This is a genomic window from Aquincola tertiaricarbonis, assembly GCF_000969605.1.
GTDB classification, from domain to species: Bacteria; Pseudomonadota; Gammaproteobacteria; order Burkholderiales; family Burkholderiaceae_C; genus Aquincola; species Aquincola tertiaricarbonis.
In genome coordinates this window covers 121,780-143,102 of the sequence record NZ_JZUE01000012.1, presented here as the reverse complement: position 1 = coordinate 143,102, position 21,323 = coordinate 121,780, and the positions used below count along the sequence as shown (strand labels likewise).

Genomic DNA, 21,323 nt, shown 5'->3' with positions numbered 1-21,323 from the left:
AGCCCCCATGAGCGCATCCCCATCCGCCACCCGCCGCGGCTTCCTGGTGCAGGCCAGTGCCGGCCTGGCCGCCGGCAGCCTGCTGCCTGCCTCCGCCCAGACCGCCGGCGGCAGCGCGCCGCCAGCCGCACCCGCCGACCTGCCCGACCGCCTGCCTTACGACGAGCAGTTCCGCCGCCGCGCCTTCGAGGTGCGCAGTGCGCTGGCCCGCGCCGCGGCCGAGCAGCCGGTGCCGCCGCATCCCACCAACGGCGACGAGGCGCGCTATGCCAACCGCATCGGCTCCGACAGCCGCGGCCTGCCGCACAACGCGCGCGGCGAGGTCGATCCGCAAGCCTGGCGCCTGGCCACCGCGGCCTTCGCCAGCCGCGACCCGGCCGACTTCGAGAAGATCCCGCTGGGCGGCACGCGCAAGCTGCTCAATCCGGTGGGCACGCTGGCGGTGAGCCTGGACGGCCTGAACGCCTCGCAGTTCGCGCTGCCGCCGGCGCCCGCGCTGGCCAGCGCCCAGCGCGCCAGCGAGGCCATCGAGATCTACTGGGCCGCGCTGCTGCGCGACGTGCCCTTCAACGAGTTCCACGACGGCACGCAGCACCGCGACGTGCTGGCCGCGGCCGCCGAGCTGAGCCGCGCGCCCGACTTCCAGGGCCCGAAGGTCGGCGGCCGCGTGACGCCGCAAACCCTGCTGCGCGGCGCGGTGCTGTACGTGGACGAGCGCGACGCCAGCGGACGCACCGGCCGCTGGGCCACGCCGCCCGGCGTGACCGACGGGCCCTATGTCTCGCAGTTCCTGCTGCGCGACGTGCCGCTGGGCTCGCAGGCGCTGTCGGCCCGCATCCGCAGCTACACGCCGGCCAATGAATTCCTCACCCAGTACGACGACTGGCTGGCCATCCAGAACGGCCAGTCGCCCAAGGCCCGCATCGCCTACGACAACCAGCGCCGCTACATCAGCAGCACCCGCGACCTGGCGGCCTATGTGCACTCGGCCGCGGCCTTCGGCGTCATCGCCAACCAGCTGCTTTCCACCGCGGCCTCGGCGGCCGACCCATCGTTCGGCGGCATCTTCCCCGCTTCGCAGAACACGCTGGCGCCGGGCAATCCGTACCTGCGCTCGAAGACGCAGGGCGGTGCCTCGGGCACCTTCGGGGCGGCCTATTTCCAGTCGCTGATATCGCTGGCCAGCTCGCTGGGCATCCGCGTCAACTACTACCAGAAGTGGTATGAGCAGCGCATCCTGCGGCCCGAGGCTTTCGGCGGCCTGGTGCAGCACCGGCTGGCGGGCGGCGTGGCCGATTACCCGATCCACGAAGCCTTTCTCGGCTCGCAGGCGCTGGAGCGCAGCCGTGCGCGCAACGGCAGCTTCCTGCTGCCGCAGGTGTACCCGGAAGGCGCACCCATCCACTCGTCGTATCCCGGCGGCGCGGCCATCATCGGCGCCGTCACGGTCACGCTGCTCAAGGCCTTCTACGACGAAAGCCTGGTCATTCCCAACCCGGTGCAGCCCGACCCCGCGGACCCCACGCGGCTGGTGCCCTACGCCGGCCCGCCGCTCACGTTGGGCGGCGAGCTGAACAAGCTGGCGCTGAACTACGGCTCCGGCCGCACCGCCGCGGGCATCCACTGGCGCTCCGACGCGGCGGCCTCGTATGCCCAGGGCGAGAACCTCGTCATCAGCCTGCTGCGCGAGCAGAAGGCCACCTTCCGCGAACCGTTCGAAGGCTTCGCCTTCACCCGCTTCGACGGCACCCGCGTCGTCATCTGAACCCCAGGAGGAGAACCATGAGTGCAGTCATCGATCAAGTGAACCTGGACATCGTGCCGGTGGCCGGCCGCATCGGCGCCGAAGTGCGCGGCCTGCGGCTGTCGGGCCAGCTGGCACCCGAGACCTTCGACGCGCTGCGGCAGGCGCTGTACCGCCACAAGGTGCTCTTCGTGCGCGGCCAGCAGCACCTGGACGATGCGGGGCAGGAGGCCTTCGCCCGCCTGTTCGGCGAGCTGGTGGAGCACCCCACCGTGCCGTCGAAGGACGGCACCCGGCTGCTGGAGCTGGACTCGCGCCACGGCGGCCGCGCCAACTCCTGGCACACCGACGTCACCTTCGAGGTGGACTATCCGCAGGTCAGCATCCTGCGGGCGGTGGTGATCCCGGCCTACGGCGGCGACACGGTATGGGCCAACACCGCGCTGGCCTATGACGAGCTGCCGGCCTCGCTGAAGTCGCTGGCCGACCAGCTGTGGGCGCTGCACGGCAACCATTACGACTATGCCGCCACCCGCATCGAGCCCGATGCCCATGGCGCGAAGAAGTACCAGGAGTTGTTCACCCGCAAGCGCATCGAGGCCGAGCATCCGCTGGTGCGGGTGCACCCGGTGACGGGCGAGCGCACGCTGGTTTCGGGCCACTTCATCCAGCGCTTCATCGGCTACAACACGCAGGACAGCGACCTGCTCTACCAGCTGTTCCAGAACCACATCACGCGGCTGGAGAACACCGTGCGCTGGCGCTGGCAGCAGGGCGATGTGGCCATCTGGGACAACCGCGCCACCCAGCACTACGCCACCAACGACTACGGCGACCAGCACCGCGTGGTGCGCCGGGTGACGGTGGCCGGCGACGTGCCGGTGTCGGTGGACGGGCAGCGCAGCCGGGTGCACCAGGCGGGGTGATAGGAACGGCCCGGCGCGAGGGCCGGGCCGCTCAGGCCGCCGCCGCCAGCACCGGCGGCGCCTGCCGCCACACGCTGCGGCCGGCCTCGAAGACCTGCAGCTCGCCGGGCTGGAAGGGCTGCCAGGGCTCGGTGCTGGTCAGCGGCTGGGTGGCCACCACCACCATGCGGTCGCCGGGGCCGTTGGCGCCGGCCAGGTCCAGCTCCAGGTCGCAATCGACCAGGCGCGCGCGCGGGAAGGGATGCTGCCGCGCCACCCAGTGCAGGTGGGTGCTGCCGTGGGCATACAGCGCATGGCCATCGGTCAGCAGCATGTTGAAGCTGCCGTGGCGGCTGACCTGCGGCAGCAGTTCGGCCAGCACCGGCGCCAGCGCCTGCCAGTGCGGCGCCGGGCCCTGGCCGCCGCCGAAGGCCTGGCGCAGCCGCTGCAGCAGCCAGCAGAACGCATGCTCGCTGTCGGTCTGGCCCAGCGGCAGGTGGCTGCCGTCCAGCGGTGGGCGGAAGCCCTTCAGGTCGCCGTTGTGCGCGAACACCCAGCTGCGGCCGCGCCACTCACGGGTGAAGGGATGGCAATTGGCCAGGCCCACCGCGCCCTGCGTGGCCTTGCGCACATGCGCCAGCACCGTGCGCGCGCGCACCGGATGCTGGCGCAGGAACTCGGCCAGCGGCGCATCGCAGGCGCGGCCGGCGTCATGGAACAGACGCGGCGCCTCGCCGTCGTGGAAGGCCATGCCCCAGCCGTCGGCATGGTGGTCCGTGGCGCCGCCGCGCGCGGAAAAGCCGGTGAACGAAAACGTGGCCGCGGTAGGCACGTTGCTGTTGATCGCAAGCAGTTGGCACATGGCGCGCGTGAGAAGCCGTGCCCCATTCTTCGGCCGCGGCGCGGCGAACCGAAGCGCGATTTCCTTTGATCGACATGCGGACGCTGGAGCGCCAAAAGAAGGGCCCGCTTGCGCGGGCCCTGGAAAAGGCCGCCCACCGCTGGGGGCCAGGAGACATGCCGCTCTTGTTCTGCCGTTTGCTGTCTCGCCTGCAGCGTAGCCAGCCCGGCCGCGGCTGGCGCCGAATCTTTGTGCATGCCCGCATGCGGCGGCCGAATATGGCGGTGGCCCGACCGTTGGCAGGCTTTGCGCATAACCAAGCGCGCATCCATTCGTTGGCCGATGAAGCGCTGGTGTCTACGGTGGGGGCCATGAGATCAGCCGCCATCGAATGGCCCACCTGGGCCTTGATCGTCGTCGTGCATGCGGCCTGGCTGGCCGCGGTGGCCGCGTTGCCGGTGCTGGGCCCGCTGGCCGGCAGCGGTCTGCTGGCGCTGGCCTGCTGCTGGCACATGAGCCTGCAGCATGAGCTGCTGCATGGCCACCCCACGCGCAGCGAGCGCATCAACCGCTGGCTGGGCCTGCTGCCACTGGCCGCCTGGTTCCCCTACGACCTGTACCGCGATACCCACCTGGCGCACCACCGGGACGAGCTGCTCACCCAGCCCGGCATCGACCCCGAGAGCAACTACGTGAGCGCCGACCACTATGCCCGCCTGGGCCGCACCGGCCGCTGGCTGCGCCATGCGCAGCGCACCGTGCTGGGCCGGGTGCTGCTGGGTCCGGCCATGGTCATCCTGCCGACCTGGGCCGACATGCTGCGCCGGCCGCTGCGCGGCGACTTCTCGCAGCTGGGCTGCTGGCTGCAGCACCTGGCGCTGCTGGCCGGCCTGCTGTGGCTGCTGCAGCAGCAGGCCGGCATCCACCCGCTGCACTACCTGCTGGGGGTGTGCTATCCCGCGCTGGGCCTGGCCATGCTGCGGTCGTTCTACGAGCACCGGCCCGCCGAGCAGGCAGCGCACCGGGTGGTGGTGAACGAGGCCGGCTGGTTCTGGCGCTGGCTCTTCCTCAACAACAACTACCACGCGGTTCACCATGCGCAGCCCGGCCTGCCGTGGTGGCGCATCCGTCGCGAGTACCTGGCCCGGCGGGCCGAGGTGCTGGTGCGCAATGGCGGCTTCCTGGTGCCGGGCTACGGCAGCCTGCTGCGCCGCCATGCGCTGCGGCCCATCGATTCGCCGGTGCACCGCCATCAGCCCTGAAGCACGCCGCGGCCCTGCCCGCATGCGACCATGCCGCCGGTGAAGCCCACCCCCGACCTCGCCGGCGCGGTGCCGCGCCCGGCCTCGTTGCCGATGTACGACCTGCCGCGGCAGGCGGTGCAGGCCTGGTGGCAGGGCATCGCCGGCGCGCTGCAGGCCGAAGGCCTGGCCGGCGTGCCGGGCACGCCCGACTGGCCTGCGGACCTGCCGGCCCACTGGCTGCATCCGCGGCTGCTGCTCAGCCAGGCCTGCGGCCATCCACTGGTGACGACGCTGCACGGCCAGGTGCAGGTGGTGGGCGCGATGCGGTATGCAGCGCCGGGCTGCGAAGGCACGCGCTACTGCAGCCTGCTGGTGGTGCGGGACGGGGAAGCCTTGCCGGCCGCGGGGCTGCAGGCCCTGGCCGGCTGGTCGGGCCGGGTGGCGGCGGTCAATGATGCCGGCTCCTTCTCGGGCGGCGTGGCGCTGCGCCGGGCGGTGCAGTCGGTGGCCGGCCTGCCGCCGCCGGCCTTCTTCGGCCGCCTGCTGTTCACCGGATCGCATCGCGCCTCCTTGGCGGCGGTGCGCGAGGGCCGGGCGGACATCGCGGCCATCGATGCCGTGACCCATGCGCTGGTCGCGCGCCACCAGCCGGCGCTGCTGCACGGCCTGCAGGTGCTGGCGCGCACCGCATCCGCGCCGGGGCTGCCGCTCATCACCGCGCTGGGCACGTCGCCGCAGGAGCTGGCCGTGCTGCGCCGTGCGCTGCAGGCGGCCTGCGCCGCACCCCACCTGGCCGCGGCCCGGCAGGCGTTGCTGGTCGACGGCTTCGAGCCGCTGGGCGCCGAGGCCTGGCCGGCGCAGGCGCTGCTGTAGGCCGGATGCTCAAGTTGCGGTGCCGGCCGAACGATAAGCAACAGGTCGTAGCAGTCCCCGACCCTCCATGACTTCGTTGTTGCTGCAGCTCCGGCTGCGTGCCCGCCTCACCTTGTGCCTGGCCGCCGTGGCCGGGTTGATGACGATGGCCTCCGGCGTGGGCATCTGGCGCCTGCAGCAGCTGGGCGATGCGGCCGCGCAGCTTGGCGGCGCGGCGGCGGAGCGCGCCATGCTGGCCCGCGAGCTGCACGGCATCGTGGAGATCAGCGCCTTTCGCGCCGAAGCGCTGCTGGCCAGCGACGACAAGGCCCTGGCCGCCCGCGTGGATGCCGACCGCAAGCGCACCTCCAAGCGCTCGGCCGAGCTGCGCAAGCGGCTGGAATCGTTGATCGACGATGAACGCTCGGCCGCGCTGATGAAGGACATCGACAGCGCCGGCGACCGCTTCCGCGAGGTGCGCACCGCGCTGGTCAAGCGCGATGCGGCCGGCGAGAAGGTGACCGCCGCGGAGCTGGAAAGCCAGCTGCGCCCGGCCGCCGGTGCCTATGTGGAAGCAGTCGATGCGCTGGCCCGGCACGAGGCCGACCTGGTGGCCGCGCAGCGCGACCAGGCGGTGGCCTCGGCCCGCACCGGGCAGGGCCTGCTGCTGGCCGGCGTGCTGGCGGGCATGCTGGCCTCGGCAGCGCTGGGCTGGGCGCTCACGGCCTCCATCCTCAAGCCGCTGAACCATGCATCGCGCCTGGCACGCCGCGTGGCTGCCGGCGACCTGACGCCCGAGCCTGACGCGCCGCGTGGCCGCGACGAGGTCATCGGCGTGGTGGACGAGCTGCAGGCCATGCAGGGCACGCTGTCGCAGCTGGTGCGCGAAGTGCAGGTGGCCAGCGATTCGATCGCCACCGCCAGCCGCGAGGTGGCCACCGGCAACACCGACCTGAGCCAGCGCACCGAGCAGACCGCGAGCAACCTGCAGGAAACCGCCAGCGCGATGGAGCAGCTCACCGGCACGGTGCAGCACAGCGCCCAGGCGGCCGCGCAGGCCAATGCACTGGCCGGCACGGCCTGCCAGGTGGCCGAGCAGGGCGGCGCGGTGGTGGGCGACGTGGTGAACACCATGCAGTCCATCAGCGACAGCTCGCGCAAGATCGCGGACATCATCGGCGTGATCGACGGCATCGCCTTCCAGACCAACATCCTGGCCTTGAACGCGGCGGTGGAAGCCGCGCGCGCCGGCGAGCAGGGCCGCGGCTTTGCGGTGGTGGCCGGTGAGGTGCGCAGCCTGGCCCAGCGCAGTGCCGAGGCGGCCAAGGAGATCAAGCAGCTGATCGGCGACTCGGTGCAGAGCGTGGAATCGGGCGCGCGCCTGGTGCAGGGCGCGGGCAGCACGATGGCCGAGATCGTGGAGAGCGTACGGCGTGTCAACGGCATCGTGGCCGAGATCAGCCATGCCTCGGGCGAGCAGAGCACCGGCATCGGCGAGATCGGCCGCGCGGTGAGCGAGCTGGACCACATGACGCAGCAGAACGCGGCGCTGGTGGAGCAGTCGGCCGCCGCGGCGCAAAGCCTGCAGGATCAGGCGCAACGCCTGGCCGGCGTGGCCGCGCGCTTCCGCGTGGCGGCCTAGGCGAAGAAGCGGTTCGGCACGCGCGCCAGCCCCAGGTGCTCACGCAGCGTGCGGCCCGAATAGGCGCTGCGGAACAGGCCGCGCCGCTGCAGCTCGGGCACCACCAGCTGCACGAAGTCGTCCAGCCCGCCGGGCGTGCTGCTGAACATCACGTTGAAGCCGTCGGCCGCTCCGGTGGAGAACCAGTGCTCGAAGTCGTCGGCGATGGCCTGTGGCGTGCCCACCAGCATGCGGTGGCCGCCGGCGCTCCAGCGGGTGTAGAGCTGCTGCACCGTCGGCCGCTCCTTGCGGATCCAGTCCACCAGCAGCTTCTGCCGGCTCTGGTGGCTGTTGGTCAGCGGGATGTGCTCGGGCAGCTCCACCTGCGCATCCAGCGGCAGCCGCGTGAGGTCGATGCCCAGGCTGGCGTAGCTGCCCAGCGCGCGCAGCACCACGTCGGCATCGCGCGCCTGCAGCAGCGCACCCCACTTGTCGTCGGCTTCGGCCTGGCTGCGGCCGATCACCGGCATCACGCCCGGCAGGATCTGGATCTGGTGCGGCGCACGGCCGTGGGCCGCGGCGCGCCGCTTCACGTCGGCATAGAAGGCGCGCGCTTCGTCGATGTCCTGCGCGGCGGTGTAGAGCATCTCGCCCACGCGGGCGGCCAGGGCCTTGCCGTCTTCCGACGCGCCGGCCTGCGAGATCACCGGCCAGCCCTGCAGCGGGCGCGGCGCATTCAGCGGGCCGCGCACCTGGAAGTGCTTGCCGCGGTGGTGCAGCACATGCAGCCTGGTCGGGTCGGCCCAGCGGCCGCTGGCCTTGTCGGTGAGGAAGGCATCGTCGGCCCAGCTGTCCCACAGGCCGGTGACCACGTCGACGAATTCGTGCGCGCGTTCGTAGCGGTCGGCATGGTCGCGGTGGCCGTCGAGGTTGAAGTTCTCGCCGCCGCCGGTGGACGTCACCACGTTCCAGCCGGCGCGGCCGCCGCTGAGGTGGTCGAGCGAGGCAAAGGCGCGGGCCACGTTGTAGGGCTCGCTGTAGCTGGTGCTCACCGAGCCCACCAGGCCGATGCGCTCGGTGGCGGTGGCCAGCGCGGCCAGCAGCACCATCGGCTCCCAGCGCGGGGCCTGCGGGCTGTGCGCCACCGTGGCCGGGTCGGTGGCCGCGAACACGTTGTCGTAGAAGAAGATGGCGTCTAAGCAGGCCGCCTCCAGCTTGCGCGCATACAAGACGTAGCGCTGCACGTTCCAGGCGGCGTCGATGTCCGCCGCAGGGTGGCGCCAGCTGTCGCCCTGCACCGCAGAGCCGGTGAAGTACGCGCCGAGCTTGAGCTGCCGGCTCATGGCTTGGCGGTCGCCACGCTGGACGGCTTGAAGTAGTCGGGCAGCCGGTAGCCCTTCCACACCGGATTGGCCTCGAAGGCCTGCTGGAACTGCGGGCTCTGGTACGCGGCCACGATGTCCTTGGCGAACTTCGCGTTCTGCTGGCTGCGCTTGACGGCCACCACGTTCACGTAGGGCAGCGTCATCGCCTCCAGCTTGAGCGACTCGGTGAGCTTCAGCCCATAGGCCACCGCGAAGTTGCCATGGATGGCGGCCAGGTCGGCGTCGTCCAGCGAGCGCGGGGCCTGCGCGGCGTCCAGCGGCACGATCTTCAGCTTCTTCGGGTTGCTGGCCAGGTCGCGCTCCGAGACGCTGGCCGCGTCCACGCCGGGCTTGATCGTGAGCCAGCCGGCCGCTTCCAGGATGCGCAGTGCGCGGGCGGTGTTCACCGGGTCCGAGGGCACGGTGACGGTGGCGCCGTCGGGCACCTCGGCCAGCGACTTCCAGCGCTTGCTGTACAGGCCCATCGGCGGCGTGGGCACGTGCACGATGGGCACCAGGTCGAACTTCTGGCGCTGGTTGCTCGCCTCCAGGTACACCGAGTGCTGGAAGATGTTGGCGTGGATCTGCCCACGCTCCACCGCGTCGTTGGGCTGCACGCCCTGGCTGAACTCCACGTACTGCACCTCGTAGCCCTGGCGCTTGAGCTGCGGCTCGATGCCGATGCGGAAGGCATCGCGGTAAGGCCCGGGCATGAAGCCCACGCGCAGGATTTCGGTGGTCGGCGTCGCGGTCTGCGCCATCAGCGGCAACGCGGCGGCCAGCAGGCTGGCGACCAGCGCGCGGCGGGGCAGGGCAAGGGCATGCGTCATCGGGTACTCCTCGGGGGTGTTCAGACGTGGTGGCAGGCCACCTGGTGGCCGCCGTCCATCGGGCGCAGCGGCGGGGCTTCGCTGCGGCAGCGGCTGCTGGCCAGCGGGCAGCGGTGGCGGAAGGCGCAGCCCTCGGCGGCAGCCGGCGCCTCGGCCGCTGCAGCGGGCGCCACGGGGCCAGCCGGCCGGTGCAGGCCGGGCGTGGCGGCGATCAGCGCGCGGGTGTAGGGATGCAGCGGCGTGCGCCACAGGCTGTCGCGCGGGGCCAGTTCCACCACGCGGCCACGGAACATCACTGCCACGCGGTCGGCCATGTGGCGCACCACCGCCAGGTCGTGCGAGATGAACAGGCCCGCCAGGCCGAAGTGCTCGCGCAGGTCGAGCAGCAGGTTGAGCACCTGGGCGCGCACCGACACGTCCAACGCCGACACCGCCTCGTCGCACACCAGCAGCTCGGGCTCCAGCATCAGCGCGCGGGCGATGGCCACGCGCTGGCGCTGGCCGCCGGAGAACTCGTGCGGATGGCGCTGCGCCATCTCGGGCCGCAGGCCCACGCGGGCCAGCATCGCCTGCACCCGCTCGCGCCGCTCTGCGCTGCTGCCGCCCCGGCCCTGCACGCGCAGCGGCTCCTCCAGCGCGCGGCCGATCGTCAGCCGCGGATTGAGCGAGGCATACGGGTCCTGGAACACCATCTGCATGCGCGCGCGCTGCGGCGCCAGCGCCCGGCGCGGGCGGTGGGTGATGTCGTCGCCGTCGAAGACGATGGGGCCTTTGTCCACGCTCACCAGCCGCATCACTGCGCGGGCCAGGGTGGACTTGCCGCAGCCGCTCTCGCCCACCAGGCCCAGCGTCTCGTGGTGGCCGACGTGCAGGTCGATGCCGTCCAGCGCGTGCACCGCAGTGCCGCCGTGGCCGCTGTAGCGCTTGCCCACGGCCTGCAGCGCCAGCAGCGGCCGGCTGGCGGCCGCATGCAGCGGCCCGGCCGCGGTGGGGTGGCTTGCCAAGGTCGCCTGCGTCATGCGGCCACCCTCGCGCGTGCGGGCAGGGCCACGGGCAGCGGCAGCGGCTCATGGCAGGCCAGGCCGCGGCCGGCATGGCGCTGCAGCAGCGGTGCGGCCTGCGTGCAGCGCGCCGAAGCGTGGCTGCAGCGCGGCGCGAAGGCGCAGCCCTCGGGTAGCGCCAGCAGCGAAGGCACGGTGCCGCCGATCTCCGGCAGCCGCGTGCCCGGCGCCACGCCCTCCAGCGCCACCGAGGCCAGCAGCCCGGCGGTGTAAGGATGGCGCGGCGCGCCGAAGAGCTCGGCCACCGGACCTTCCTCGACGATGCGGCCGGCATACATCACCGCGGCGCGGTCGGCCACCTGCGCCACCACGCCCAGGTCGTGCGTGATCAGCAGCAGGCCCATGCCGGTGGCGCGTTGCAGTTCGGCCAGCAGCGCCAGGATCTCGGCCTGGGTGGTGACGTCCAGCGCGGTGGTGGGCTCGTCGGCCACCAGCACCGCCGGCTCGCCGGCCAGGGCCAGCGCGATCAGGGCGCGTTGCCGCTGCCCGCCCGACAGCCGGTGCGGCACCGCCTGCGCCTGCTCGGCCGGGCGCGGCAGCCTCACCTGCGCCAGCAGCGCCACCGCGCGTGCCCAGGCCGCGCGGCGGCCGAGGTCCGGCCGGTGCAGCATCACGGCTTCGGCGATCTGCTGGCCGATGGTCTGCACCGGGTTCAGCGCCGACAGGTCCTGGAACACCATGCCGATGCGGCCGCCGCGCACACGGCGCAGCGCCGCGGCATCGAGCTTGAGCACGTCGGTGCCCTCCAGCAGCACTTCACCGGCCACGATGCGCCCAGGTGGCGCCACCAGCCGCAGGAGAGAAGTGGCGGTGACGGACTTGCCGCTGCCGCTTTCGCCCACCAGCGCCAGCGTCTGGCCACGATGCAGCGTGAGGTCCACGCCATCCACGGCCTTGGCGGTGCCGGCCGGCGTGTGGAACCAGGTACGCAGGCCGCGCACTTGCAGCAGCACGTCGGTCATGGCTGCACCCGGCGCTGGAGTTGCGGATTCATCGCGTCGCTCAAGCCTTCGCCCACCAGGTTGAAGCCCAGCACCGCCACGACGATGGCCGCGCCCGGCAGCGCGCAGATGAACCAGGCGTCCACCACCTGCTCGCGGCCGGCGCCGATGATGGTGCCCCAGCTCATCACGTTGGGGTCGCCCAGGCCGAGGAAGGCCAGCGCGGCCTCGGTCTGGATGGCGTTGGCGATGGTGAGCGTGGACACCACCACGATGGACGGCAGCGCATTGGGCAGGATCTGCGTCAGCATCAGCCGCAGGTCGCCCATGCCCAGGGTCTCGGCGGCCAGCACGAACTCGCGTTCGCGCAGCCGCAGGAACTCCGCCCGCACCAGCCGCGCGGTGGCCGGCCAGCTGACGATGCCGATGGCGATCACCTCGGTGGCGATGGACGGCTTGAACAAGGCCACCAGCACCACCGCCAGCACGAACTTGGGCACGGTCTGGAACACCTCGGTCACCCGGCCCAGCAGCGCATCCACCCAGCCGCGGTAGAAGCCGCCCAGCGCGCCGATGGCTACGCCCAGCACCGCTGACAGCGCGGTGCTCACCAGCCCCACCAGCAGCGACACCCGCGCGCCCGACACCAGCCCGGTGGCGATGTCGCGGCCCATCAGGTCGGTGCCCAGCGGGTAGGCGGCGTCCTCGCCCGGCCACAGCATCGGCGGGCCGGCCATGTCCCAGGGATCGGCGCTGAACCAGAAGCGGCCGAACAGCGCCACCGCGGCCAGCGCCAGCAGCATCAGGCTGCCGACCAGCAGCGCGGGCTTGCGCAGCAGCAGCGCGGCGGCGCTGCGCAGGCGTTCGGCGGCGCTGGCTTGCGGAACCAGCGTGGTCATGTGCGCAACGCCTGCAGCTGCACCCGCGGATCGAGCAGGGCGGTCGCCCCGTCCACCACGATGTTGATGACGGTGACCAGCAGCGAGCTGAGCAGCAGGATGCCCAGCAGCAGGTTGAAGTCCCGCGCCAGGATGGCCTCGAAGGCCAGCCGGCCCAGCCCGGGCCAGGAGAACACCGACTCCACCAGCACCGCGCCGCTCAGCAGCGAGGCCACCTGGTAGCCCAGCATGGTGACGATGGGCAGCGAGGCATTGCGCAGCGCATGGCCGGCCAGCACCCGCGGCTCCGAGGCGCCCTTGGCCCGTGCGGTGCGGATGAAGTCGGCGCCCAGGGTCTCGAGCATCGAGCCTCGCATCAGCCGCGCATACACCGCCAGGAAGAAGGTGGACAGCGTCAACGCGGGCAGCACCGCATGATGGGCCACGTCCAGCGCATGCACCCACCAGGGACCGACCAAGCCCACGGTGACCATGCCGCCGGCCGGCAGCCAGCCCAGCTTGCCGGCGAACAGCACCAGCGCCATCAGGCCCAGCCAGAAGGTGGGCATGGCATAGGCGAACAGCACCAGCACCGCCACCGCATGGTCGAACCAACCGCCGGGCTTGAGCGCGGACAAGGTGCCCAGCAGCATGCCCAGCAGCAGCGCGAACACCAGCGCCAGCACCATCAGCAGCAACGTGGCCGGCAGGCGGCTCAGGATCAGGTCGAGCACCGGCATGTTCTGCCGGTACGAGAAGCCGAGGTCCAGCGTCAGCAGCCGGCCCAGGTAGGCGCCCAGCTGCACGAGCACCGGCTGGTCGAGCCCGAACTGCGCGCGCAGGGCGGCCATCTGCTCGGGCGTGGCGGCGCCCGCCTCGCCGGCCAGCACGTCCACCACGTCGCCGGGGGCGAGCTGCAGCACCAGGAAGTTGAGCAGGGCAATGCCCAGCACCACCGGCAGCACCTGCAGCAGCCGGCTCCTCAGGTAGCGCCAGGCGGTCATGCGGACTTCGGCTCCAGCCAGGCATCGGCCAGCGAGGCGAACAGGCCGTCGCCCTGCGGCTTGAGCTTGCGGTAGCGCGCGCTGGCCACGGTGACCCAGGTCTGCTCGATCAGCTCCAGCAGCGGCACCTCTTCCTGCACGATCTGCTGCCACTGCACGATCAGCGCCTTGCGCCGGGCCGGGTCCGGCTCGTCCGCGGCGGCTTCCATCACGCGGTCCAGCTCAGGGTTGCTGTAGCCCGAGCCGTTGGTCCAGGGCGCGCCCTTGATGATGTTCTTCGTCCAGTACAGCCGCTGCACGCCCAGCGTGGGGTCGGGCAGCCGGTGCAGGCTGGAGATCATCAGGTCGTAGTCCTGGTCGGTGAAGATGCGGCGCAGGTAGGTGGCGGTGTCGCCAGCGCGCAGTTCCACGTCCACGCCGATCTTGGCCAGCGACTGCTTGATGAACTCCGCCGGGCGCGAGGCCGTGGGCCCGCTGCCGCCATCGAAGTCGAGCGTGACCGCCAGCCGCTTGCCGCCGACGCCGCGCTTCAGGCCCGCTTCGTCCAGCAGGGCTTCGGCCTTCTTCAGGTCGAGCGGGTACTTGCGCACGTCGGCGCAGTAGTAGTTGACGACCGACGAGGGCACCGGCCCGGTGGCCGGCTTGCCGTAGCCCAGGAACACGATCTTCAGCAACGCTTCACGGTCGATGGCATGGGCGAAGGCCTGCCGCACCCGCTTGTCCTGCAGGTGCGGCCGCCGCACGTTGAACTGCGTGAGGAAGATGGTGGACAGGTAGCGGCCGTCGTCGGTGTTGATGCTGTAGCGCGCCTTGTCCTTGAAGCGGTTCAGGTTGGTCAGCGGGATGATGGAGCCGAGCGCCACGTCGATCTCGCCGGCCTCCAGCGCCACGGTGCGGGCGGCCGCATCGGGGATGAACTTGAAGACGATGCCGTCCAGGTAGGGCTGCGGCGTGCCGTCGGGGCCCTTGCCCCAGTAGTTCGGGTTGCGCTCCAGCCGCACATGGCTGCCCTTGGCCCACTCCTTGAACACGAAGGGCCCGGTGCCCACCGGCGCGCTGTTCAGCGGGTTCGTCAGCACGTCCTTGCCGGCATACAGGTGCCTGGGCAGGATCTGCGCGCCGTAGGTGTTGATGTAGTTGAGGATGTAGGGCGCGGGCGAACTCAGGCGCAGCACCACGGTGTGCCTGTCGGGCGTGTCCACCTTCTCCACATTGGCGAAGGCGGCGCGGCCAAAGGGATGCAGCTTCTTCCACACCTCCAGCAGCGTGTATTCCACGTCGGCCGAAGTGAAGTCGGCGCCGTCGTGCCACTTCACGCCCTGGCGCAGCTTGAAGGTGAGCGTGCGGCCGTCGGCCGCCTGTTCCCACGAGGTGGCCAATGCCGGCACCGGCTGCAGGTTGAGGTCGTAGCTCACCAGGCCTTCGAGCACCTTGCTCGACAGCATGCCGATGTTCATCGTGGTGATGAAGGCGGAGGTGAGCATCGTGGGCTCGGGCGACACCGCGATGTTGAGCACGCCGCCCTTGGCCGGGGCACCGCCGCCGGCCTGGGCCAGCGCGGACGGATGCCACCACGGCAGGCCGAAGACGGCGGCGCCGCCGAGCGCGCCGGTGCGGGTGAGAAGGGTGCGGCGATGGAAGGACATGGCAGGACCTGCGTGACTGCAAAGAAGGGAAGGGGGGCGCCTCAGGCGCCGGGCGCGAAGCCGCTGTCGAAGGTGTTGCGCACGTCGAGCCGCTGCTTGAGCAGCCCGGCTTCGAGAAAGAAGTCGGCGGTGCGCTGCTGGTCGGCCAGCACCTGCGCATCCACCGCGATCCAGCGCTGCGCGCGGCGCTCGAACTGCAGCCGGGCGGCATCGGGCGCGATGCCGATGATCCGGGCCAGCGCACCGGCGAACTCCGGCACGTGCTGGTACGACCAGCGCTGCGCCCGCACCACCCGCTGCGCGAAGTCGTGCAGCACGGCGCGCTTGCCGGCCAGCGCCGTCTCGGTCGCGGCCAGGAAGCTCAGGCCCGACGACAGCCCGCGGCCGCTGACCAGCACCCGGGCCTGGCCGGCCGTCTCCGCCATCGCGGTGTAGGGCTCCCAGGTGGCCCAGGCGTCGATGGCGCCCTGCGTCAAGGCCAGCTTGGCATCGGGCGGCGGCAGGAAGCGGAAGGTGTCGGCCTCGGGCTTCAAGCCGGCCGAGGCCAGCGCCTTCAGCGCGATGAAGTGTCCGATGGAGCCGCGGTTGGTGCCGATGCGCTTGCCCTTCAAATCGGCCGCCGTCTTCAGCGCCGAATCGGGCCGCACCAGCACCGCGGTGCCGTAGGGGTCGGAGCGGTTGACCGCAAAGGCCTTGATGCGCACCCCGTTGGCCAGCGCGAAGATCAGCGGCGCGTCGCCGATGGGGCCGAAGTCCACGGCCTCCGCATTCAAGGCCTCGGCCAGCGGCGCGGCGGCCGGGAACTCGGCCCACTGGATGTCGTAGGCCAGGCCCTGCAACTCGTTGGCGGCTTCCAGCAGGGCGCGCAGGCCGCCCTTCTGGTCGCCAGCCTTGAGCACGGTACGTGGCTGAGCCTGTGCGGTCATCGACGCGGCGCCGATCGCCGAGGCGGCGGCCCACGCGGGCAGGCCGAGCGCGAGCTGGCGGCGCTTCACAGCAGCACCTCGGGCTCGGCTTCCACCAGGCCCTGGTACAGCGCATCGAAGGCGCGCGCGGCGCCAGCGGCGCGGCCTACCTGCTGGTGCGTCAGCGTGGCCATCTCGTGCGGTATCGGCTGCGGCGTGCCGGCGGCTTCGGCCAGCAGCTGCGTGTGGCAGGCGTTGTCCAGCGCGATGTACCACCAGGCCGCGGCTTCCACCGTGGGGCCGGCGGTGAGGATGCCGTGGTTCTTCAGGATCACGCCCTTGCGCTGGCCCAGCGCCTCGGCGATGCGGAAGCCTTCGTCGGTCTCGTACACCACGCCGTTGAAGTCCTCGAACAGGCCGTGGTCCTCGTAGAAGGCGCAGCCGTCCTGCGTCAGCGGATCGAGCTTGCGGCCCAGCGAGGCCCAGGCCTTGCCGTACAGCGAATGCGTGTGCGCCGCGGCCACCACGTCGGGCCGCGCCTCGTGGATGGCGGCATGGATGGCGAAGGCCGCGCGGTTCAACGGACCGCGGCCCACCGCGATCTCGCCGCGGGCATTCACCAGCAGCAGGTCGGACACCTTGATGCGCGAGAAATGCAGGCCGAAGGGGTTGACCCAGAAGTGGTCGGTCAGCTCGGGGTCGCGCGCGGTGATGTGGCCGGCCAGGCCCTGGTCGAAGCCATAGCGGGCGAAGATGCGGAAGGCCGCGGCCAGCCGCTGCTGGCGGTGCAGGCGCTCGGCCTGCAGGCTGCGCGGCGCCTCATCCTCGAACCAGTCCTGGCGCTGCGGATGCGGGTTCAGCCGCAGGCCGGTGGCGGTGATGGGGTCGGTGTCGTGCGGGGCGGGGCGGGACAGTACTGCGCTCATCTCATGTCCGGCCAGGGCCGGTGCTGCATCGAAGACACCGAACCATAGGCAGCCGAGCGCGGCTTGCGAACGAAGGTTTGCGGCTTAGGTTATGCCGCTTTGTTTTTCGAGACAGGGCGGCGCAACATCGCACGGCACACATCCAGTGCAGCCAACACGAGGAGACGACGTCATGCAACACGCTCTGAGAACCGGCCGGTGGATCTGCATCACGACCCTGCTGGGCGCCGCGGCCCACGCAGCCTGGGCCGCACCCGGCACCTGCGACGGATCCAGCGACCCCTGCAGCTTCGACCTGGGCCGCGTCATGGTCACCCTGGCCCAGGGCGCCGCGTCGTATGCGGCAGGCGCCGAGTTCCTCAACGGGGAGGACGGCGACTACGTCTTCCAGCCCAACTTGTTCAGCATGCTGGCGCTCACGAGTGCCGGTGCCACCGAAGGCTTCTCGTTCGTGCCGGGGCTGCAGCTGCGCGTGGGCGGCAGCGGCCGCAACGGCTACCACGAGCTGCGGGGCTGGTTCGAGTTCAGTGGTCTTAGCTTCCAGGCCAAGCCCGGCTGGCGGCTGGACGGCTTGCAGCTGCAGGTGATTGGCAGCCGCAATGTGGTGGGCGACGCCAGCTGGTCCTACGGCCTGCCATTTGCGCTGCAGTTCAACGGTGACAGCTTTGCGGGCAGCGGCGCCATCAACCCGGACGATGCGGCAGTGCGTGCCGAGCTCACGATCAATGCCGCCTACCTGGAAGGCGAGGACGGCACGGCGGTGAGCTATGGCTATGCCACGGCCGGCTTCGAGTCGGCCCGCTTCGTGGCCACCGTGTCGGCGGTGCCGGAGCCCGGCGCGGTGGCGCTGTGGCTGGGCGGCGCCGCCCTGCTGGGGGCCTGGGGCAGGCGGGCAAGGCCAGGTCGGGCGGGCGCCTGACCGGCTGCCGCTGCGCGCGGCGAAAGCACCTTGGCGTGGCGAGACGTCAGCGCCCGAACACCGGCGCGTCGTCGCCCGCCTGCCAGGGTGCGTACCTGGCCATCACCGACTCGAACAGCCCGGCGCCGGTCAGCCGCTGCAGCCAGGCTTGCAGCTTCGGCAGCGGCGCGGCAGCGAACCAGGCGGCATCCACCGCGGCGAACTGCCGCACGAAGGGCAGCAAGGCCATGTCGGCCAAGCTGGCGGTGTCGCGCAGCAGATGGCTGTGGCGCAGCAGCCGCTGCTCCAGCGGCGCCAGCATCAGCGCCACGGCCTCGTCGCTGCTGGCCGCCGCGCGCTCGGGCGCGTACTTGTAGGCGTCGAGCAGGGGCTTGAACTGCTGGTCGTTCAGGTCGATCAGGGACTGCATCTCGGCTGACTCGTCGGCCCGCAGCCAGCCCTGCGGATCGTGCTGCGCCAGCGCCCATCGCATGATGTCCAGGCTCTGGTCCAGCACTGTGCCGTCGGGCAGCACCAGCACCGGCACCGTGCCCTTGGGCGAAGCCGCCAGCAGCTCGGCCGGCTTGCTGCGCAGCACTACCTCCCGCAGCGCCACCGGCACGCCCGCCGCGCGGATCGCCAGCCGCGCGCGGATGGCGTAGGGGCAGCGGCGGAAGGAGTAGAGGATGGGCAAGGGCAGCAACATCGGCAGATGATGCGCGAAGATCGCGAGGTCTCCGACAGCGGTCAGGTTGGTGGCAGCCGTGCTGCAGTCAACCGACCCTGTGGAGACCCATGTTCATCCATGACCTGAACGAGGCGACCGCCGCCGCCTTGCTGCCCAAGCTGCTGCCCGCTGCCGAGTCGCGCCGGCTGGAGTTCAAGCGGGTCAGCGGCAAGATGGTGGGCAAGGCGCTGGAAAGCGTGTGTGCGCTGATGAATTCCGACGGCGGCTACCTGGTGCTGGGCCTGGCCGACTTGAAGGAGTACCGCGGCACGGCGCGTCTGTTCGGCGTGCAGGAAAACAGCGAGGCGGTGGACGAGCTGTGCCGCAAGCTGCTCACCGAGTTCCAACCGCCAGCCACAACGCTGCGGTTGACGCGGCTGGCCTGCAAGCTGGGCAATGGGCCCTCGAAGGGGCAGGCGGGGCATCTGCTGCTGGTGGCCGCCGGGCGCAGCCCCGCGGTGCATTCCATCGTCAACGGCGGCACGTTCATGCGTCTGGAAGCCGGCAACCGGCAGATGACCGCCGCCGAGGTTACCGACCTGTCTTATCGCCGCGGCGTGCGCAGCGCCGCGAGCGAGCCGGTGGCGGTGCCGTTGGCGCAATTGCAGACCGACGCCTAGCGCCGCTACGCCAGCACGCGTGGGCTGAAGAGCGGCGACATGGCGGACCAGCTGCTGCGCATCGGCCTGGCCGATGCGGTGGGAGATGCCGTGCAGCCCAAGCGCGCGGCGGTACTGCTGTTCGCCGACGAGCCGGGCAGCCTGCTCGCGGTGCATGGCACGCGGGCCGATGTGCGTGTGATGGTGTACGACGGCAAGGCCGTGGTGCCGGGCGCCACGCCCAACCTGCGCAAGCAGCCGAAGACGGTGCGCGGACCGCTCATCGACCAGATCGACGCGACGGTGTCGCTGGTACTGGATGAACTGGCGCAGGGCCTGACGCTGTCGGGAAGCGGCTTTCGCACGCAGCATGTGTACCCTGAGCGCGTGGTCAAGGAGGCCATCGTCAATGCGGTCGTGCACCGCGACTACAGGCTCAACCGCGACATCTTCATCCGCATCTTCGACGACCGGGTGGAGGTTGAAAGCCCCGGCAGCTTTCCGGGCGGCATCACGGCCGCCACCATCGCAAGGGCCGGCTCACACGCCCGCAACCCGCTGATTGCCCAGAACCTGCGGGAGTTTCCGGTGGCGCCCAACATCGACGCAGGCGAGGGCGTGCGGATGATGTTTGCAGAGATGGCGCTCGCCAGGCTCTATCCGCCGCAGTACCGGTCGAGCGTGGAAGCGGCGGTGGAGACCGTGACCGTCACGCTGCTCAACCTCAGCCGGCCGACCGCCTGGGACGAGGTGAGCGACTGGATCGACCGGCGCGGCTCCATCGCCAACGCGGACGTGGTGCGCATCGCCAAGCTGGACACGCTGAAGGCTTCGAAGCTGCTGGTGGCCTGGCGCGACCAGGGCCTTCTGGTGCCGTTGCCGGGGCGCGGCAAGCGAAACATGGCCTACGTCAAGCCGGCCCACGGCGCGGAAGGCGGGTCGTTGTTATCCACGCTCTCGGATAACAACGAGGAACCGGGTGATTAACCTCGTTAAATCAAGCACTTTCATTGATGCTTGTTATCGCGGACTCGGCTGGCTGCCAGCAGTCACGGAGTTCCCCCGTTGTTATCCCACGGCTCGGATAACAACGCGCACGCCGCCGAAATCTCCAGCCGCATCAAGCACTTGGCGGCGCCGTCGTTATCCGCCGGCGCCTCACCGCCCATGCGGCACCCCCAGCCGCGCCACCTCCACCGGCTCCGCCTCCATCCGAGCGATCAGCGCGTCGAGCCCGGCGGCCGGCGGCGCATCGGCGGCGCGGCTTTGCGCGGGGGGCGCAGCTTCGGCCCGGCACAGCAGGTCGTCCTCCGACCAGCCGCCCCGACCCGGCCGGGACATCGCGCGCACCCAGCCCTGGCGGTCGACAATGAACTGCAGGCCGGCCGCCTGCTGGGCGTCGGGCAGCCCGGCCAGCCGGGCGTAGGCCGTGGCGGCGTCGGCTGACGCAGCGGTGCATTCGACGCCCGCGGCCCGCGTCTGGCTGCTGCCCACCACCACGGTGACGAAGCGCGGGTCTTCGATCGGCTGCGGCAGCGCCGCGCCCGCCAGCACGATGCGCAGCCGCTGGCCGCGCCAGTGGGCCAGCGGGCGCGGGCCGGGGGCATCGGCGCAATCCACGGCCATCTGCGGCGCAGTCACCGGCCAGGGCCAGGCGGCCTGGCGCGTGGCGCCGTCGCCGGCGGCCAGCACCTTCATCGCGTCGAGCACGGCCCAGGTGTCGTCGGTGCTCAGGCTGCCCGCAAAGCCCGGCATCGTGGGGCGGCCCTGGCGATCGTGCAGGCCGTGCTGCACCCGCCACAGCAGTTCGCCTTCGGCCCGCTTCCACAGCAGGCCGGCGCTGAGCGTGGGGGGCCAGGTGGGCAGGCTGGCGGCCAGCGGGCCTTCGCCGCGACCGTCGTGGCCGTGGCAGGCGGCGCAGTGCGCCTGGTACAGCTTCAAGCCCTGCGCAATGCGCGTGGCCTCGAAGCCCGTGGGCGATCGGTGGAAGCTGGTCGGCACCGCCGGCGCCCAGAGCAGATGGGCCGGCGGCCACGGGGCCAGCGCCAGCAGGATGAGGGCGCCCGCGGCCAGCGGCAGCCGCCGGCGGCGCCAGGCCATGGCGGCCGCGGCCCACAGCAGGGCCAGGCCCGCCATCAGCACCCACAGCGCCACCTGCCGGGCCAGCCCGCCGTCGATCACCAGGTTCTCGACCGCGATGCGCCAGGCCAGCGGCCAGGCCGGCTGGCCGTGCACGGTGTCGGCCAAGCCCAGCGCATGCAACGCCTGCAGCACGCCGCGCTGCACGGCCTGCGCCGCCTGCAGCAGCAGGTTCTGCAGCGTGGTCGTGTCCACCCT

General features: G+C 71.5%; 20 protein-coding genes. 8 read left to right on the top strand and 12 right to left on the bottom strand.

Annotated features, from left to right (window positions below; genetic code table 11):
* The first annotated feature begins 7 nt into the window (after positions 1-7).
* Entirely contained in the window at positions 8-1,765 is a 1,758-nt protein-coding gene (locus tag VO99_RS16440; protein WP_046113956.1) for a phosphatase PAP2 family protein, read from the top strand.
* Between the two features lie 17 nt (positions 1,766-1,782).
* A complete protein-coding gene (locus VO99_RS16435) occupies positions 1,783-2,670 on the top strand; it encodes a TauD/TfdA dioxygenase family protein (RefSeq protein ID WP_046113955.1) in 888 nt (295 codons plus the stop codon).
* A gap of 31 nt (positions 2,671-2,701) precedes the next feature.
* Here VO99_RS16435 and VO99_RS16430 read toward each other — a convergent pair whose 3' ends face one another.
* Positions 2,702-3,511: a class II glutamine amidotransferase gene (locus VO99_RS16430; protein ID WP_046113954.1), complete on the bottom strand. Its 810-nt coding sequence runs from the start codon at positions 3,509-3,511 to the stop codon at positions 2,702-2,704.
* Between the two features lie 350 nt (positions 3,512-3,861).
* On the opposite strand from VO99_RS16430, the gene VO99_RS16425 reads away from it, so the two are divergent.
* The 3 genes from VO99_RS16425 (at position 3,862) to VO99_RS31860 (ending at position 7,228) form a co-directional block, all read left to right on the top strand.
* On the top strand, positions 3,862-4,752 hold the full coding sequence (locus VO99_RS16425; RefSeq protein WP_046113953.1) for a fatty acid desaturase: 891 nt from the start codon (positions 3,862-3,864) through the stop codon (positions 4,750-4,752).
* A gap of 30 nt (positions 4,753-4,782) precedes the next feature.
* Positions 4,783-5,607 (top strand): phosphate/phosphite/phosphonate ABC transporter substrate-binding protein, encoded by an 825-nt coding sequence (locus tag VO99_RS16420; RefSeq protein ID WP_046113952.1) that lies wholly within the window; start codon positions 4,783-4,785, stop codon positions 5,605-5,607.
* Positions 5,608-5,674: 67 nt separating this feature from the next.
* Positions 5,675-7,228 (top strand): methyl-accepting chemotaxis protein, encoded by a 1,554-nt coding sequence (locus VO99_RS31860; protein ID WP_046113951.1) that lies wholly within the window; start codon positions 5,675-5,677, stop codon positions 7,226-7,228.
* Here VO99_RS31860 and VO99_RS16410 read toward each other — a convergent pair.
* The 9 genes from VO99_RS16410 to VO99_RS16370 form a co-directional block, all read right to left on the bottom strand.
* The gene (locus VO99_RS16410) at positions 7,225-8,550 is read right to left on the bottom strand and encodes an LLM class flavin-dependent oxidoreductase (RefSeq protein WP_046113950.1); all 1,326 of its coding nucleotides are present in this window, start codon (positions 8,548-8,550) and stop codon (positions 7,225-7,227) included. The two genes, VO99_RS31860 and VO99_RS16410, sit on opposite strands and share 4 nt — an antisense overlap.
* Positions 8,547-9,401 (bottom strand): MetQ/NlpA family ABC transporter substrate-binding protein, encoded by an 855-nt coding sequence (locus tag VO99_RS16405; RefSeq protein ID WP_046113949.1) that lies wholly within the window; start codon positions 9,399-9,401, stop codon positions 8,547-8,549. The genes VO99_RS16410 and VO99_RS16405 overlap by 4 nt, the downstream gene beginning before the upstream one ends.
* A 20-nt stretch (positions 9,402-9,421) precedes the next feature.
* The gene (locus VO99_RS16400) at positions 9,422-10,420 is read right to left on the bottom strand and encodes an ABC transporter ATP-binding protein (RefSeq protein ID WP_052736394.1); all 999 of its coding nucleotides are present in this window, start codon (positions 10,418-10,420) and stop codon (positions 9,422-9,424) included.
* Positions 10,417-11,424 (bottom strand): ABC transporter ATP-binding protein, encoded by a 1,008-nt coding sequence (locus tag VO99_RS16395; protein WP_046113948.1) that lies wholly within the window; start codon positions 11,422-11,424, stop codon positions 10,417-10,419. Before VO99_RS16395 ends, VO99_RS16400 begins: the two co-directional genes overlap by 4 nt.
* On the bottom strand, positions 11,421-12,302 hold the full coding sequence (locus VO99_RS16390) for an ABC transporter permease (RefSeq protein WP_046113947.1): 882 nt from the start codon (positions 12,300-12,302) through the stop codon (positions 11,421-11,423). The genes VO99_RS16395 and VO99_RS16390 overlap by 4 nt, the downstream gene beginning before the upstream one ends.
* On the bottom strand, positions 12,299-13,285 hold the full coding sequence (locus VO99_RS16385; RefSeq protein ID WP_046113946.1) for an ABC transporter permease: 987 nt from the start codon (positions 13,283-13,285) through the stop codon (positions 12,299-12,301). The genes VO99_RS16390 and VO99_RS16385 overlap by 4 nt, the downstream gene beginning before the upstream one ends.
* A complete protein-coding gene (locus tag VO99_RS16380; RefSeq protein WP_052736393.1) occupies positions 13,282-14,931 on the bottom strand; it encodes an ABC transporter substrate-binding protein in 1,650 nt (549 codons plus the stop codon). The genes VO99_RS16385 and VO99_RS16380 overlap by 4 nt, the downstream gene beginning before the upstream one ends.
* 41 nt (positions 14,932-14,972) lie before the next feature.
* Complete coding sequence (locus VO99_RS16375; RefSeq protein WP_083440672.1) at positions 14,973-15,857, bottom strand: ABC transporter substrate-binding protein; 885 nt, start codon at positions 15,855-15,857, stop codon at positions 14,973-14,975.
* 65 nt (positions 15,858-15,922) lie between these two features.
* Complete coding sequence (locus tag VO99_RS16370) at positions 15,923-16,762, bottom strand: class II aldolase/adducin family protein (RefSeq protein WP_083440654.1); 840 nt, start codon at positions 16,760-16,762, stop codon at positions 15,923-15,925.
* A 172-nt stretch (positions 16,763-16,934) separates the two neighbouring features.
* Here VO99_RS16370 and VO99_RS16365 point away from each other — a divergent pair, with 172 nt between their 5' ends.
* A complete protein-coding gene (locus tag VO99_RS16365; RefSeq protein WP_046113944.1) occupies positions 16,935-17,681 on the top strand; it encodes a hypothetical protein in 747 nt (248 codons plus the stop codon).
* 46 nt (positions 17,682-17,727) lie between these two features.
* Here VO99_RS16365 and VO99_RS16360 read toward each other — a convergent pair whose 3' ends face one another.
* Positions 17,728-18,366 (bottom strand): glutathione S-transferase N-terminal domain-containing protein, encoded by a 639-nt coding sequence (locus VO99_RS16360; RefSeq protein WP_046113943.1) that lies wholly within the window; start codon positions 18,364-18,366, stop codon positions 17,728-17,730.
* Between the two features lie 89 nt (positions 18,367-18,455).
* Here VO99_RS16360 and VO99_RS28920 point away from each other — a divergent pair, with 89 nt between their 5' ends.
* Positions 18,456-19,007, top strand: coding sequence for an AlbA family DNA-binding domain-containing protein (locus tag VO99_RS28920; protein ID WP_052736392.1), 552 nt, complete (start codon positions 18,456-18,458; stop codon positions 19,005-19,007).
* A gap of 39 nt (positions 19,008-19,046) precedes the next feature.
* On the top strand, positions 19,047-19,973 hold the full coding sequence (locus tag VO99_RS28915; RefSeq protein WP_052736391.1) for an ATP-binding protein: 927 nt from the start codon (positions 19,047-19,049) through the stop codon (positions 19,971-19,973).
* Positions 19,974-20,144: 171 nt separating this feature from the next.
* On the opposite strand, the gene VO99_RS16350 is transcribed toward VO99_RS28915, so the two are convergent.
* Positions 20,145-21,320: a c-type cytochrome gene (locus tag VO99_RS16350; protein ID WP_046113942.1), complete on the bottom strand. Its 1,176-nt coding sequence runs from the start codon at positions 21,318-21,320 to the stop codon at positions 20,145-20,147.
* Positions 21,321-21,323 lie beyond the last annotated feature (3 nt).